The 15,109-nt window shown below is 72.7% G+C and carries 12 protein-coding genes; 5 read left to right on the forward strand and 7 right to left on the reverse strand.

Annotated features, from left to right (window positions below):
* Positions 1-124 precede the first annotated feature (124 nt).
* The 6 genes from SM793_RS07095 to SM793_RS07120 form a co-directional block, all read right to left on the reverse strand.
* A complete protein-coding gene (locus SM793_RS07095) occupies positions 125-1,162 on the reverse strand; it encodes a LacI family DNA-binding transcriptional regulator (RefSeq protein ID WP_320437172.1) in 1,038 nt (345 codons plus the stop codon).
* A gap of 40 nt (positions 1,163-1,202) precedes the next feature.
* On the reverse strand, positions 1,203-2,960 hold the full coding sequence (locus tag SM793_RS07100) for a glycoside hydrolase family 36 protein (protein WP_320437173.1): 1,758 nt from the start codon (positions 2,958-2,960) through the stop codon (positions 1,203-1,205).
* 7 nt (positions 2,961-2,967) lie between these two features.
* Positions 2,968-3,876, reverse strand: coding sequence for a carbohydrate ABC transporter permease (locus SM793_RS07105; RefSeq protein ID WP_320437174.1), 909 nt, complete (start codon positions 3,874-3,876; stop codon positions 2,968-2,970).
* Positions 3,873-4,805, reverse strand: a complete 933-nt coding sequence (locus tag SM793_RS07110) for a sugar ABC transporter permease (RefSeq protein ID WP_320437175.1) — start codon at positions 4,803-4,805, stop codon at positions 3,873-3,875. Before SM793_RS07110 ends, SM793_RS07105 begins: the two co-directional genes overlap by 4 nt.
* Positions 4,802-6,142, reverse strand: a complete 1,341-nt coding sequence (locus SM793_RS07115; RefSeq protein ID WP_320437176.1) for an ABC transporter substrate-binding protein — start codon at positions 6,140-6,142, stop codon at positions 4,802-4,804. The genes SM793_RS07110 and SM793_RS07115 overlap by 4 nt, the downstream gene beginning before the upstream one ends.
* Positions 6,143-6,380: 238 nt before the next feature.
* On the reverse strand, positions 6,381-7,628 hold the full coding sequence (locus tag SM793_RS07120) for an aminotransferase class V-fold PLP-dependent enzyme (RefSeq protein ID WP_320437177.1): 1,248 nt from the start codon (positions 7,626-7,628) through the stop codon (positions 6,381-6,383).
* A gap of 368 nt (positions 7,629-7,996) precedes the next feature.
* Between SM793_RS07120 and SM793_RS07125 the strand changes: the two genes are divergently transcribed.
* Positions 7,997-10,354 carry a collagenase gene (locus tag SM793_RS07125; RefSeq protein WP_320437178.1) on the forward strand — a complete coding sequence of 786 codons (2,358 nt, stop codon included), beginning with the start codon at positions 7,997-7,999 and terminating at the stop codon, positions 10,352-10,354.
* A 135-nt stretch (positions 10,355-10,489) separates the two neighbouring features.
* On the opposite strand, the gene SM793_RS07130 is transcribed toward SM793_RS07125, so the two are convergent.
* Positions 10,490-11,101: a TetR family transcriptional regulator gene (locus tag SM793_RS07130; RefSeq protein WP_320437179.1), complete on the reverse strand. Its 612-nt coding sequence runs from the start codon at positions 11,099-11,101 to the stop codon at positions 10,490-10,492.
* Between the two features lie 82 nt (positions 11,102-11,183).
* Between SM793_RS07130 and SM793_RS07135 the strand changes: the two genes are divergently transcribed.
* The 4 genes from SM793_RS07135 (at position 11,184) to SM793_RS07150 (ending at position 14,990) form a co-directional block, all read left to right on the forward strand.
* On the forward strand, positions 11,184-12,119 hold the full coding sequence (locus SM793_RS07135; RefSeq protein ID WP_320437180.1) for an oxidoreductase: 936 nt from the start codon (positions 11,184-11,186) through the stop codon (positions 12,117-12,119).
* A 491-nt stretch (positions 12,120-12,610) separates the two neighbouring features.
* Positions 12,611-13,813 (forward strand): cytochrome P450, encoded by a 1,203-nt coding sequence (locus SM793_RS07140; protein WP_320437181.1) that lies wholly within the window; start codon positions 12,611-12,613, stop codon positions 13,811-13,813.
* Between the two features lie 2 nt (positions 13,814-13,815).
* Complete coding sequence (locus SM793_RS07145; RefSeq protein ID WP_320437225.1) at positions 13,816-14,025, forward strand: ferredoxin; 210 nt, start codon at positions 13,816-13,818, stop codon at positions 14,023-14,025.
* Between the two features lie 428 nt (positions 14,026-14,453).
* Positions 14,454-14,990: a response regulator transcription factor gene (locus SM793_RS07150; RefSeq protein ID WP_320437182.1), complete on the forward strand. Its 537-nt coding sequence runs from the start codon at positions 14,454-14,456 to the stop codon at positions 14,988-14,990.
* Positions 14,991-15,109: the final 119 nt, after the last annotated feature.

The raw sequence follows: 15,109 nt of genomic DNA on the forward strand, positions 1-15,109 counted from the left end.
TCCAACCCGACGGCGCGAGCGTCCGGCCCGGCGGCGGGAGAGTCCGGCCCGCCGGCAGGGAAGTCAGGCCCGACGGCGGGAGCGTCCGGCCCGGCGGCGGCGCCCGCACCCCGGGGTCCGGTGGTCAGCCCCGGCTCCCCGGCGCGGCCCCCGCCGAACTCTCCCGCACCACCAGCTCGGCCGGCAGCTCGACCCCCTCGGCCCCGGCCGGGCCGTCGGGGCGCAGCTGGGCCAGCAGCCGGGCGACGACCGTGGTGGCGATGGTCCGCAGGGGCAGGCGGAGCGAGGTGAGCGGCGGGTGGAGGTGGCGGGCGAGGGGGGTGTCGTGGAAGCCGGTGACGGCGAGGTCGCGGCCGACCTGGAGGCCCTCCGCGCGGGCGGCCTCGTAGATGTCGAGGGCGGCGAGGTCGTTGTCGGCGGCGAGGGCGGTCGGCCGGTCCGGGTCGCGCAGCAGGGCGCGCAGGCCCCCGGCGGGGGCCGTCGGGGCGAGCGACAGGCCGAGGCGGGCGGCCTCGCGGTGGAAGCCCTCGCGGCGGGCGGCCAGCCACGGCAGGGCGGTGGCCGCGCCGACGAAGGCCACCCGGCGGTGGCCGCGGGCGGCGAGGTGGCGGGCGACCTCGGCGGTGGCGGCCGCGTTGTCGATGTCGGCCCAGTGCTGCGGGAGTCCGGGCCCGGTGCGGCCGAAGGCGGCGAAGGGGATGCCGACCCGGGCCGCGTGGGCGGCGCGGGGGTCGTCGGGGAGGACGTCGGCGAGGACCAGGCCGTCGACCTGACGGGCCGCCACCACGCCGTCGATCACCGCCCGGACGTCCTGCTCCCCCGCCGCCGCGCGGAGGAGCAGCACGTGGTGGCCCACCGCCCCGGCCGCGTCGACGAGGGCTTCGAGGAAGCCCGCCATCAGCGGGTTGGGGTCGAAGGGGTCGTCGACCGGGGCGAGGTAGCCGATGGTGCGGCGCTCGCCGGTGCGCAGCGACCGGGCGGACTGGTCGGGCCGGTACCCGAGCCGCTCGATCGCCGCGTTGACCCGGGCGAGGGTGTCGGGGCGGACCCGGTGCGGGGCGTTGAGCGTGTTGGAGACGGTCTGCCGGGACACCTCGGCCGCCTCGGCCACGTCCGCGATGGTGGTGACGCGGCGCGCGGGGTGTGCTCCCGGGGTGGTCATCGGTTCTCCTTCACATGGGCGCCCCGCCCGGTGCCGGCCGTCAGACCCGGCGGAGGGTCAGCAGACCGCCCCGCGGGACGTCGACGAGGCCGCCGTCCAGGTGGACGGTCGAGGTGCCGACGGTCCGGCCGCGGGCGTCCTGGACGGTCGCCTCGGCGGTGCCCCGGCCGCCGGTGAGGCGGACCCCGGGGTCGGCGTCGGCGTTGGCGACCAGCAGCGTACGCCACTCGCCGGCGGCTTCCGTGCCGGTGGCGACGGGCAGTGCCGCGTACCGGGCGACGACGGTGGTGCCGTCGCCGACGGCGCCGATCATCGGGTAGCCGAGGTCGGGGCGGGCCGGCCGGAACTCGCCGAGTTGCAGGGTCTCGACGTGGGCGCGGGAGACGCCGAGCCAGAAGGCGAGCGTCTCGCGCTGCGCGGCGCTCTGGACGGCGAGGTCGACGGAGATCTGCGGCACGCCGAACAGGACGTTGATCAGGTGGCAGGCGATCTGCTCGACCGGTTCGGTGGGGTGCCACATCAGCATGTCGGAGTGGACGGCGAGCGGTCCGGCGATCAGCCGGGTGTCGACGACGCGCTGCCGGTTCTCCTGCGGGCTGAGCGGGCAGTCGACGGCCCGGACCATGGTGGCGTAGGGCCACAGGCCGGGGCTGACGTAGGGCTGGCGGTGCTCGATCATCGACTCGGGCGCGGCGGCGGCGGTGCGGCGGCGGATCTCGGCGAGCAGCAGGTGCAGGCCCTGGTCGACGGTGGCGCAGTCGGCCTCGGGTCCGGGGGCGGGCGGGTCCTGGACGCCGAACCAGTCGATGAAGTCGACCTTGAGCCCGTCCATGCCCCATTCCTCGACGGCCCGGGCGAGCCGGTCGACCAGGTGGGCGCGGACCGCGGGGTACCGGGGGTCGACGACGACGGCGCCCATGTGGGGGGCGTCGACGAGGGCGAACCGGCTCAGTTCGGCCCAGGCGGCGCTGTCCTTCCCGACGAACGGCAGCGCGTACCAGAGCATGTACTGGACGCCGAGGTCGTGGACGCGGGCGACGTGGGCGGCGGTGTCGGGCAGCGAGTGGGGTTCCCAGTCGCCGCAGTGGGCGTAGCCGCGGGTGCGGTCGGTGGTCATCCAGCCGTCGTCGACGATGATCGTGTCGAGGCCGAGCTCCTTGCCGAGGGCGGCCTGCCGTTCGACGGTCTCGGGGGTGATGTTCTGGTGCAGCGCGTACCAGGTGGAGTAGGCGGGGAGGCGGGCCGCGTCGGGGACGTGGACCGGGCGGTCCCCGGTCCACCAGTCGGCGAGTTCGGCGAGGCTGCGGCCGAAGTGGCGGCCGGAGGTGTCGATCCGGACGGTGAGGCGGCCGGCGGCCTGGACCCAGAACCGGAACTCGCCGGTCTCCTCGACGACGCCGGCGCTGGCGAGTACCTCCTCGCGGTCGGTGGCGAAGGCGCAGACGGTGGTGTCCCCGGTGCCGACGAGGGCGGCGACGGGGGCGCCGCGGGAGAGGCTCGTGCGGCGCGGGGCGCTCCAGGCGGCGGGCAGCCAGCCGGTGCCGCGCGGGTCGGGGGTCCAGAAGGAGGTGACGTCGACGCAGGGGGTGCGCCACTCGATCCGGACGTCCCCGGTGCCGCCGTCAGGGTCTTCGGCGGTGACCTCGAGGACGCCCTCGGCGAGGACGTTCACGCTCGCCGTCCCGGCGACCAGCAGTTCCAGCCGGCCGGCGGCGGAGCCGGGCACCTCCACCGGTCGGGGGCGGGCGGTGGTGGCGGGGGCGTGGGGTTCCCAGATCTCGTCGCTGGTGTCCGTCATGGTCGGTTCAGCCCTTCGTGGCACCGGCCAGCAGGCCGGAGATGAACTGCCGCTGGAGGACCAGGAAGAGGACCATCATCGGCAGGGTGGATATCGCGGTTCCGGCCAGGATCGAGCCGTAGTCGGTGTTGGCCTTCATGCCCTGGAGGGTGGCCAGGGCGACCGGCAGGGTGTGCATGTCGGTGCTGCGCAGGGCGATCAGCGGCCAGACGAAGCTGTTCCAGGAGCCGAGGAACAGGAAGATGCCCAGTGCGGCGAGCACCGGCCGCATGACCGGTACCACGATGCCGAACAGCACCCGCAGTTCGCCGGCGCCGTCGACCCGGGCGGCGTCGAGGAGTTCGTCCGGCATCGCGCTGAGGGACTGCCGCATCAGGAAGATCGCGAACGGCACGCACAGGCCGGGGAGGATCAGCGCCTGGTAGCTGTCGAGCAGCCCGAAGGACATCATCATCTTGAACATCGGGACGAGCATCACCTGGTCCGGCACGACCAGGGTCGACAGCAGTACGGCGAACAGCACCGTGCGGCCCCGGAACCGGAACTTGGCGAAGGCGTACCCGGCCAGCAGCGCCACGACGAGCCCGCCGAGGGTCTGCAGGCCGGACACCAGCAGCGAGTTGAGCAGGACCCGGACGAGGCCGACCCGGTCCTGGAGGTGCCCGATGTTGTCGCCCAGGTGGGAGCCGGGCAGCAGCTTCGGCGGCCAGGAGAAGATCTCGCCGTCACTGCGGGTGGCGGAGATCACCAGCCAGTAGAACGGGGCGATCGACAGTCCGGTGACGGCGGCGAGCACCAGGGTGATCGGCCAGCCGCGCAGTCGGCGCCAGGGGCTCGGGCCGGTCGGCGCCGGTTCGGCGGGCGGGGCCGCCGGGCCCGGTGCGACGGGCTCGACGGAGGTGGCGGCAGAGGTCATTCGCGTTCTCCCATCAGGCGCATCTGGGCCGCGCCGAGCACCGAGACGAGCAGGGTGAGCGCGTAGGCGATGGCGGAGGCGTAGCCGAAGTCGAAGTAGCGGAAGCCGTTGTCGTACAGGTACATCGAGACCGTGAGGGTCGCGCTGTCGGGGCCGCCGCGGGTCAGGACGTAGGGCTCGTCGAAGAGTTGCAGGGTGCCGATGGTGGAGAGCACCACGGTGAACAGCAGGACGGGCCGCAGCGCGGGCAGGGTCACGGAGCGGAACCGGCGGACCGGTCCGGCGCCGTCGACCATGGCCGCCTCGTACAGCTCCTTGGGGATGCCCTGGAGGCCGGCCAGGTAGATGACGGCGTTGTAGCCGGTGTAGTGCCAGGTCAGCACGAGGACGACGGCCATCCGGGCCCAGAAGCCGTCACCGAACCAGTCGATGGCGGGCAGGCCGATCGCGCCCAACAGGTTGTTGACCGCACCGTCCTTGGTGTTGAGGAGGAAGGAGAACAGGATGCCGGTGGCGACCAGTCCGGTGACGGTGGGCATGAAGATGCCGAGCCGCCAGACGGTGCGCCAGCGGACGAACGCCGCGTTGAGGCCGACCGCCAGCAGGAGGGCGAGGGCGAGCATCACCGGGACCTGCACGACGAGGATCCGGGCGGTGTTGCCGAGCGCGGTCCAGAACTGCGGGTCGTGCAGCAGCCGTTCGTAGTTGGAGAGGCCGGCGCTGTGGGTGACGCTGCCGGAGCCGGCGGTCAGCGACAGCAGCAGCGAGGAGATGATCGGGTAGGCCTTGAAGACCCCGAAGAGGATCAGCGCGGGCGCGAGCAGCAGGTAGGGCACGGCCCGGCGGCGGAGCCTGGCGCGCCGGACGGCGGCCGGGCGGGCCGCCGCCGGGACGGCCGGCCGGGTGGCCGGAGGGGCGGCGGCGGTCACTTGATCTTGCGCCCGGTCTGCTGGGCCAGCTGCTTGGCCGCTTCCTGGAGCGCCTCGGCCGGGTCGCCGCCCTTGACCAGGACCTTGGTCTGGGCGTCGCTGACCAGCTTGAGCGCGCGGGCGTAGTCGCCGGAGTAGTTGGTCGCGTCGCCGCCCTCGGAGAGCAGGTCGGTGAAGGTCTTCAGGACCGGCTGGCCGCCGTAGTAGGCGCTCGGCTCGCTGTAGATCGGGTCCTGGTAGGCGGCGGTGAGTGCCGGGAAGACGCTGCCGGCCTTGAACATGGCGTTGACCGAGTCGGCCCGGGTGAGCGCGTACTCGACGAACTTCCAGGCGGCGGTGCGGCGGGGGCTGGAGCCGGCGACGGCCAGGTGGGTGGTGTTCACGATGGCGGTGCGCTTGCCGCCGGGGGTGACGGCCGGCGGCCGGGTGAGCCGCCAGTTGCCGCTGAGGTCGGGGAACTTGGTCTCGATGTAGTGCGCGGCCCAGGAGGGCTGCGGGCCGGCGCCGAGCTGGCTGTCCTTCATCTGGGTGCGCCAGGCGGTGGAGCCGGGCGTCTCGATGACGAGCCCGGCGTCGTTGAGGCGCTTGACCAGGGTGAGGGCGCGGACGCACTCGGGCGAGGTGAGGGTGATGTCGCCCTTGAGGTCGAAGAAGAACGCGCCCTGCTGCTGCATCAGGGACTGCAGGAAGTCGACGTCGGGGCCGGGGGTGCCGGGCTTGTTGATGCCGAGCACGCCGACGCCGGGGTTGGCCGCCTTGAAGGCGTCGGCACCGGCGATCACGTCGTCCCAGGTCTCGAACGTGGTCGGGTCGAGCTTGGCCCGGTCGAACATGTCCTTGCGGTAGAAGAAGCCCTGGGCGTTGACCTCCCAGGGGAGGGCGCGGGCCTTGCCGTCCTTGTCGGTGACGACCGGCCACAGGCCCTTGGCGAACTTGTCCTTGTGGGCGTCGGCGCCGAGGGCGGAGAGGTCGGCGAGGCCGTTGGGGAACTTCTCCAGGTAGCCGGGCAGGTAGTCGCAGCCGATGTGCAGGACGTCGGCGAGGCCCTGTCCGCCGGCCGCCAGGCCGACGGTGATCTTGTCCCAGATGGCCGGGTTGCCGACGTCCTGGACGTCGACCTTGATGCCCGGGTTGTCCTTCTCGAAGGCGGGCACGACGCCGCGCAGGGCGTCGGCGGCGCTGGTCCAGGACCAGACGGTGATGGTGCCGGTGGCGGCGTCCCCACCGGAGGAGCCGGAACCGCTGGAGCCGCAGGCGGCGAGGGCGCCGCCGGCGGAGAGGGTCAGCAGGCCGGCGCCGGAGGCGCGCAGCAGGTCGCGGCGGGAGAGGTTTGACATGGCATGCCCTTCTGAGGGGGTGGACGTCGAGCGGAATGGGTGGGACGTCGGTGGTGCCAGGTGGTGCATGCGGGGCAGTGCGGGTCTGCGGTGCGGTGCGGGTCTGCGGTGCGGTGCGGGCGGTTGTCGTGGTGTGTGCGGTGTCCTGGCGGGTGCGGGTGTCGTGCCGCGGGTGGGTCGGTGCGGGGTGCCGGGCCGCCCCGCCCGGAGGCGGGACGGCCGGCCGCGGGGCGTCCGCTCAGGCGGTGCGGGCGCCCCGCCGTACGTGGGCGAGCGTCTCGCCGAGCAGCTCGGCGGTCCCGGGGTCGGTGCTCGCGTGCGGGGAGAGCCGGATCCAGCCGGCCCGCCGGGTGGTGGCCAGGCCCGCCGCGGTCAGCGCGCGGTGGACGGCGGCGGGGTCGGCGCCGGGCAGCCGCAGCCGGGCGATCCCGCTGCCGTCGGCGGCCGGGTCGCCGGTACCGCGGTAGGAGCCGTAGGGGGCGTCGGCCGTCGGGCCGCCGCCGGTCTCGGCGCCCGCGGCGCGGGCCGCGGCGAGCAGTCCGCCGAGCACCTCGCCGATCCGGGCCTCGATCCGGGCGGCGCCCTCCTCCCGCACCAGGGCGAGCGCCGCGCCCAGGGCGGCGACGGCGGGGCCGTCGGGGTTGGTGAGGGTGTGGGCGACGGCGCCGGGCCGGGGCGGGCAGGGGTGGGCGGGCGCGTCGATCGGGTCGACCACGCCGGACCAGCCGCTGAGCCCGGGGCCGATCCGGTCGGCGATCCGGTCGCGGACCATCAGGACGGCCGCGCCCCAGCCGGCCCGGAGCCACTTCTGGCCGCCGGCGGCGAGCACGTCGGCCGCGTCGGCGGCGAACTCCACGGCGCCCAGGGCCTGGACGGCGTCGACCACCAGGATCCGGTCCGGCCCGATCAGTTCCTTGATCGCGGCCAGCGGCGCCCGGTACCCGGTCGCGGCGTCGACGGCGCAGACGGCCACGGCGCGCACCCGATCGTCCAGGTGGTCCCGGACCAGATCGGCGGTGACCGGGCCGTCGAGCTGGCGGACCGCGAGCCCGCCGTTTCCGGCGGCGCGCAGCCAGGGGTAGACGGCGCCGGGGAAGTCGTTCCGCGCCACCAGCACGGTCCCGTCCGGGGCGGCACCGTCGGCGGTACCGCCCGACGCGGTACCGCCGACGACCCCCGCACCAGCGGCGGCTCGTGCCCCGGCGGCTCGCGCTCCGGCGCCGACCGCGTGGGCGGCGGCGAAGAGCCCGTGCGAGGTGGAGCCGACGAAGGCGATCTCGTGCGGCGCGCAGCCCAGCAGCCCGCCGGCCGTCCGGGCCGCCGCCGCGGTGTCCGCGTCGAGGCTCTCGAGCGCGTCCCAGCCGTGCCGGTGGAGCCGGTCGGCCTCGCGGAGCAGCACCCGGCGGACCGGTTCCGACACCGGCCCGAAGCGGGCGAAGTCCAGGTAGCCGAACGGCTCGGCGAACTTCTTCAAGTACTCGGGCATGGCCCTTCCTTGGTCGGGCAGGCGCAGCGATTTGAACGTTCAAATCCCACACAAACGAACAGAACCGATCAATCTTCAACGAGCGGGAGTAGCAAACGCCCCCGATCGATTCCCCGTCAAGACCCTGCGCGCCACCGACCCCCGGTCGAGACCCTCTCGTTACCAGCGGCCGATCTGCCCTCCCACCAGCCCTTGCGCAATGCAATTTGACATTACTATTTTACTGGCCAGTGAGTCGAGAGATCATCACCGTTTCCCTCGACGTCACGAACCCCCGCGCGGTCCGCGGACCCGGCGCCCCCCACGGCTCCGATCCCGCGGCACCATCCTCGCCGCGCCTCCCCCCCACGTGCTCGACTGGAGCCCCTGTGCCAACCACCCCCCGCCTGCGCTCGGTCCTGCTCTCCGCAGCCCTCGCCGCGACCCTCGCCGCCCCGCTCGTCCAGAGCGCGCAGGCCGTCACACCCCCCGCCGCCTCCGAGCGGGCCGGCGACCCGGCCGCCGCCTTCGGCGGGACCACCACCCACCCGGCCGGCCCCGCCGGCGACGTCGCCCACGGCAGCACCACCACCGGCGCCCCCGGCCCCGAGGGAGCGCCGGGCAACGAGACGCTCCAGCCCACCACGGACGCCACCCGGCCGGCCGCCGACCCGTCCACCCCCACCGCCCAGGCCGCCCCGGCCGCCGCCGACGCCGCCGCGGCCTGCTCGCTCGCCTCCTTCACCGCCCTCACCCCGGCCGCCCTGGCCGACTTCCTCGCCGACCGCTCGCACACCTACGACGGCTGTCTGCGCCCGCTGCTGGTCAACTGGAGCCCCGAGCTCGCCAAGGTGCTGACCCCGGCCCACGTGCGCGCCGTCGCCGACCGGATCACCACCCTCTCCCCCGGCTTCGACAGCGCCAACAACCGCAACCAGCAGGAACTCTGGTACTACCTGCACGTCGCGGTCTACTTCGACTACAGCCAGCGCGAGTTCGACCTCAACGACGACGCCACCGCGGCCTCGATCGACCGCGCGATCACCGCCTACACCGCCAACCCCCGCGCGTTCGACCCGACCACCGCCGCCGGCAACACCATGGGCGAGCTGCTCCAGACCGCCACCGCCCCGAAGCTGCGCCCCGGCCGACTCCCGCTCCTGGAGCGGCTGCTGCGCCAGTACGCCACCCCGGGCACCGCGTACATCGGCGACCGGGGCTGGAACTGGGCCCTCCAGGCCGCGCTCCAGCTCAACTTCCAGGGCGTCAACAACGTTGCCGAGGACGGCGGCGCCTTCCGCACCGCGGCCGTCGCCAACCCGGGCTACCGGCAGGCGATCCGCGCCTTCGCCGGCTACACCCACCTCAAGGGCACCGAGACCGAGTGGGCCGTCGCCGACGCCATGAACGAGTACGCCCGGTACACCCTGGTGGACTCGCTCAAGGCCGAGATCAGAGCCGAGATCGGCGGGGTGGTCACCACCGTCCAGAACAACTTCGGCCGCCTGAGCCGCCCCTGGCTCAACCTGGCCATCCCGCTCAACGACTTCGGCCTCTGCGGCCAGTACGGGGCCTGCCGGGCCGACCTGGTCAAGCAGTTCTTCCCGAACACCTACAGCTACGACAACGGCACCCTGGTCATCCGCACCGCCCTCGACCGGGCCACCGCCGACCAGCTGTACTACGCCACCAAGCAGGTCAAGGCCCAGTTCTTCCGGGTCATCGGCACCGACCGGCCGCTCGCCGACGACACCCACCCGACCCTCACGGTGCAGCTGTACGACACCAAGACGAACTACCGCTCGCTCCAGTACCTGCTGTTCGGGATCGGCGACGTCGACAACGGCGGCATGTTCATCGAGGAGAACTCCACCTTCTACACCTACCAGCGGACCACCGCCGAGTCGTACTTCAGCCTGGAGGAGCTCTTCCGGCACGAGTACACCCACTACCTGAACGCCCGTTGGGCGATCCCGGAGTCCGGCTACACCACCCGCTGGCCCAGCGACGCCACGTTCGCGATGAACGAGGGCACCGCCGAGTACTTCGCCGGCTCCACCTCCAAGGACGGCGTCAAGGCCCGCAAGTACATGGTCCGCCAGATCGCCCAGGAAAACGCCTACGGCACGGCGCGACTGACGATCGATCAGATCCTGCACGCCAGCTGGAACAGCATGGGCTTCCGCGTCTACCCGTACGCGGCCACCTTCTTCAACCTGCTCGGCGAGCGCCACCCCGACCAGCTCGCCGAGATGTACCGGCTGCTGCGCGCCGACGACGTCACCGGCTACAACGCCTGGCGCGACCGCCTCGGCCGGGACGCCGCCCTCCAGCGCGAGTACAACGCCTTCCTGGACGCCGAGATCCCGCTCGCCGACAACCTCTACGTGCCGGTCACCCGCTACACGCCGAACAGCCAGCTCAGCTACGCCTGGGCCTCCGAGGTCCAGGACGCGTTCGCCCGCGCCACCCAGAACACCCCGGTCTGCAAGGACAACGCCGACTGGAACAACACCATGCGGTTCACCTGCACCGGCCGGACGACCGCCAACCTCACCAACACCCTCGACGCCGGCAAGGTCCGCGTGGACATGGCCGCCGCCGTCGACTACTACCTGCTCACCCGGGCCGGCGCCGCCGCCAACAACCTCGCCGACATGAACTGCTGGTTCGGCAAGGTCGAGGTCTGGCCCAGCGGCACCGCCGGCAGCGCCGACTACACCTGTGAGGGCCCGCTGCGCCGGTAACCCCTCCCCCGTACGCGGGGCGGTGCCCGACCGGCCCGCCCCGCCACACCGCGAACGGCCCCGGACCGACCGTCCGGGGCCGTTCGGCGTTCCGGCGCGCGTTCCGGCGCTCCCCGGGAAGGTCCGGGCCCAGCCCTAGGCCGGCAGGGCGTCCAGGGCGGGGGCGATGGTGGCGAAGGCGCGGTCGGTCAGTTCGGCCGGGTCCTCGGCGCCGTCGCTGGCGCTCCACAGCTGCAGGACGACGTCGAAGGCGGTCAGCGCCATCCCCGCGGCGAGCCGGGGGTGGAGGCCGGTCGCGGAGCCCAGGCCCAGCCGGTCGGCCAGCTCGGCCGCCAGCTCGTCGCGCCACTGCGCCTGGCGCTCCAGGAAGCGGGCGTGCAGCGCGGGCGTGCCCAGGATCAGCTGCACCACCCGCAGCGCCTGCTCGGCATGGCCGGCGCAGGCGTCGATGGAGACCCAGACGGTGTGCCGCAGTGCCACCGACGGCGACTCCACGGCCGGCCTGCCGGCGAGCTCGGCCCGCATGCCGACGCCCATCTCCCCGAGGAACTGGACGACCACGTCCTCCTTGGACGCGAAGTAGCGGAAGAAGGTGCGCTTGGACATGCCGGCGGCGGCCGCGATCTCGTCGACCGTGACCGCGTCGAACCCCTTCTGCGCCAGGAGGTTCAGCGCGGCCTGGGACAGCTCGTCGGAGACCAGCTGACGCTTGCGCTGGGCCAGGCTCGCTTCAGGGCGGGTAGTCACCCCCTTATGTTACACGCCGCGCCGCCATTGACCCCTTAGGGCGCGCTTGACACTCGGTGACAGGTAGGGCAACGTGTGACGCATGACGAAGCAGCAGGGCTGGACCGCCGATCGGATTCCGGACCAGACGGGGCGGGTGTTCGTCGTCACCGGGGCGAACAGCGGCCTCGGCCTGGCGACCACCCGGGCGATCGCCCGCAAGGGCGGCCAGGTGATCCTGGCCGTGCGCGACGAGGTCAAGGGCCGACGGGCGGCCGCGGAGATCACGGCCGCACAGCCGGGCGCCCGCCTGGAGGTCCGCCGCCTCGACCTGGCCGACCTCGACTCGGTCCGCTCCTTCGCCGAGCGGCTGCGCGCCGACGGGACCCGCCCGGACGTCCTCGTCAACAACGCGGGCGTGATGGCGCCGCCGCGGACGCTGAACGCCCAGGGCCACGAGATCCAGTTCGCCGCCAACCACCTCGGCCACTTCGCCCTCACCGGGCTGCTGCTCGACCTGCTGGCCGAGGGCAGGGACCCGCGGGTGGTCACGGTCAGCTCGACCAACCACCGGCAGGGGAAGGTCTTCTTCGACGACCTCTCCGGCGAGCGCAAGTACTCGCCGATGGGCTACTACAACCAGTCGAAGTTCGCCAACGCCGCGTTCGGCTGGGAGCTCCACCAGCGCCTCACGGCGGTCGGCAGCCCGGTCCGCAGCCTGCTCGCGCACCCCGGCTACACCGCCACCAACCTCCAGACCAGTTCCCCGGTCGGCATGGTGAAGGTGCTCTTCGGCCGCGTCCTGACCCCGCTCGCCCAGGCCCCGGACCAGGGCGCGCTGCCCCAGCTGTTCGCCGCCACCGCCCCGGACGTCGAGGCCGGGCAGTTCATCGGACCGAGCGGGATGGGCGAGCTGCGCGGCGCCCCGAAGGTGGTCCAGCTGGCCCCGTCGGCCGCCGACGCCGAGACCGGCAAGCGCCTGTGGGAGCTGTCGGAGCGGCTGACCGCCGTCCGGTTCGCCTTCCCCGCCGTCGCCTGACCCCGTCGCCTGATCCCGTCGCCCGCCCCCGCTGCCTGTCCCCGCCGCCGGATCCGGCCACGGGGACGAGGACGGGCCCCCTACCAGGGGCCGCCGCGCATGACGCCCCCGGCGTGCACGGCGGCCCCTGCACCGCCCGTACCCCCGTATCCCCGCACCGCCCGCACCCCGGCGCGGACAACTCGTTCACATTTCCCCAACCCCGGCTCCCCGTCCTCCCCACGGCGACACCGGGAATCTCGGCATTCCCATTCACGATCCCGTCGCAATATAAATCCCGCGCCCCCTCCGGACGACACGAACGGAACGTCTCCCACCGCTTCCCGGAGGAGCTTCCCCGGCTAACCAATGGCTTTCCTCCGGGCCAATCGTCAGGGGCATGTGAGGTGGATCACTATCGAAGATCCGTCCGATGACGACCTGTTAGGGTGATGGCTCAATGTTGAGTTCCATCCACGGGGGTAAAAGTGGGGGAAGTAGCAAGCGTTGATGTGGCCGCCTTTCCGGCGTTCCCGTTCATCGGGTCGGACCACGACCCGTTCATTGCGGTCAGAGATCACGACCTCAAGCACCTCGACGAGTCGGCCGGCAGAATCAGACTCCCCTTCGGCGGCTGGGCCTGGCTGATCACCAAGCACGAGGACGTGCGGCAGCTGCTGCGCCACCCGGGCTTCAGCTCCGACCAGTACCGCCCCGGGTTCCCGGTCCTGAACCCGATCCCGCCGACGCGCGAGGGGGCGTCCGGGCTGTTCATCTTCATGGACGGCGACGCCCACAGTCGCTTCCGGCGCATGCTGACCGCCGAGTTCATGATCAAGAACATCCGGCGGATCGAGCCGCTCATCGAGGAGACCGTCAACGAGGCCCTCGGCCGCATGCGCGAGATCGGCCCCCCGGCCGACCTGATGAACGAGTTCGCGCTGCCGGTGCCGTCGATGACGATCTGCCACCTGCTCGGCGTGCCCTACTCGGACCACGACTTCTTCCAGCACCACAGCCGCGCGATCATGGACCGGAACTCCGGTCCGGCCGAGGTCGGCGCCGCCATGGGCGCCCTGAACGGCCTGCTGGGCGACCTGATCGCGCACAAGCGGACCCACCCCGGCGAGGACCTGCTCAGCCGGCTGGTGGCCGAGCGCGTGATCCCGGGGGAGCTCAAGGAGGAGGAACTCCTGAGCATGGCCATGCTGCTGCTGGTGGCGGGCCACGAAACCACCGCGAACATGATCGGGATGTCGGCGCTGGCGCTGCTGGAGCACCCCGAGCACCTGGACGCCCTGCGCGAGGACCCGGGCCTGGCGCCCAACCTCGTCGAGGAACTGCTCCGGTACTGCACCGTCGTCCGGACCGGTCTCCCCCGGCTCGCCCTGGAGGACGCCGTCATCGGCGGCCGGGAGATCAAGGCCGGCGAGAGCGTCGTGGCGATGCTGTCGATGGCCAACCGGGACGGCTCGGTCTTCCACGACCCCGAGTTCTTCGACCCCCGGCGCAACGAGGCCCACCGGCACATGGCGTTCGGCTTCGGCCTGCACCAGTGCATCGGCCAGCCGCTGGCCCGGGCGGAGCTGCGGATCGCCCTGGTCCAGCTGGCCAAGCAGTTCCCCGGCCTCCGGTCGGAGACGACCCTGGCGGACGTCCCGAAGCGCCACGAGGCGGTCACCTTCGGGCTGGGCGAACTGCCGGTGACGTGGTGACCATGCACATCACCGTCGACCGGGACCTGTGCTGCGGGTCCGGCAACTGCGTGGAGACCGTCCCCGACGTGTTCGACCAGGACAACCGGGACGGCACGGTGCTGCTGCGGATCTCCCAGCCGCCCGAGCACCTCCAGGAGGCGGTCGAGCGCGCCGCCCAGCTGTGTCCGGTGGGCGCCATCGAGATCTCCCGCCGGAATTCGACGGACTGACAGACGCAGCACTGCACGGGGGCGAGCAGACCGCGTCTCGAAAATCCGCCTTCCCATCCCCGCACCGGTGTCCGGAATCCGGTCCCCCGCAGAATTCTCCCGCGCGGGCGGCCGGATCCGGCCCGGGTGCGCCGCGCACCCGACGCGGTTTCCCACGGATTACCCGGCGATTTCGAGTGCGCCTTTTACTGTCCATTTCACCGGGCCGCGCGGCCGCTTTTCCGCGCTGCTCGGAAATGCGGGCCGAGCCCGGCGTGCCGATCATTCACGCCCGGCCGGCCCCGCCCCTCACCCCTGTGTGCCCACATAACAGGAGAGCGGAAAAGTTGGATAGTGGCAGCAGCCAGACACGAGTATTCGTATGCAGTAGACACCCCTATGCGCGACTGGGCATTCGCGGGGCACTGAAGCAGGACGACGCGCTGACCGTGGTCGGCGAGGCGGCGGACATCATCGGGCTGCTGACGGCGACGGCGGTGCGCGAACCGGACGTCGTGGTGCTCGAAGCCCGGAAGCAGACCGACCACCTGCACGAGCTGACCGCCCTCGACACCGCCCTGGTGGTCGTCGTGGAGGACGCCGACACCGCGGCCGACTGGATCCGGCTGACGCAGGCCAACGTGCGTGCCGTCGTGCACTCCGACGATCCCGAGGAGGTCCTCGTCGAAGCGGTCCGCCGGGCCACCACCGGCGACTGCTACGTCTCCCCCGGCCTCAGCGGCCTGCTCCTCCGGTTCGTGCGGGACACACTGCCCCGCCCCCTCTCGGTCGTCCCCACCCACGCACCCTTGACTTCGCGCGAGTCCGAGGTGCTCCAGCTGGTGCGGCGGGGCATGGCCAACAAGGAGATCGCTCGTCGGCTGGGCCTGAGTGAGAAGACCGTCAAGTTCCACGTCTCCAACGTGCTCGCGAAGGCCCACATGGCCTCCCGGGCACAGCTGATCGCCTCGGCCGCGGCCATGTGAGACGACGGCCGCGGACGGCGAGGAGGACGACCGCACGACAGCGGGGCGTCCGCACGGAACCACCGTGCGGGCGCCCCGCTGTCGTGTCCGCGCTCAACACCGCGCCCCGGTGGGAAGAC

Source organism: Kitasatospora purpeofusca (assembly GCF_034043715.1).
Classification (GTDB): Bacteria; Actinomycetota; Actinomycetes; order Streptomycetales; family Streptomycetaceae; genus Kitasatospora; species Kitasatospora purpeofusca_A.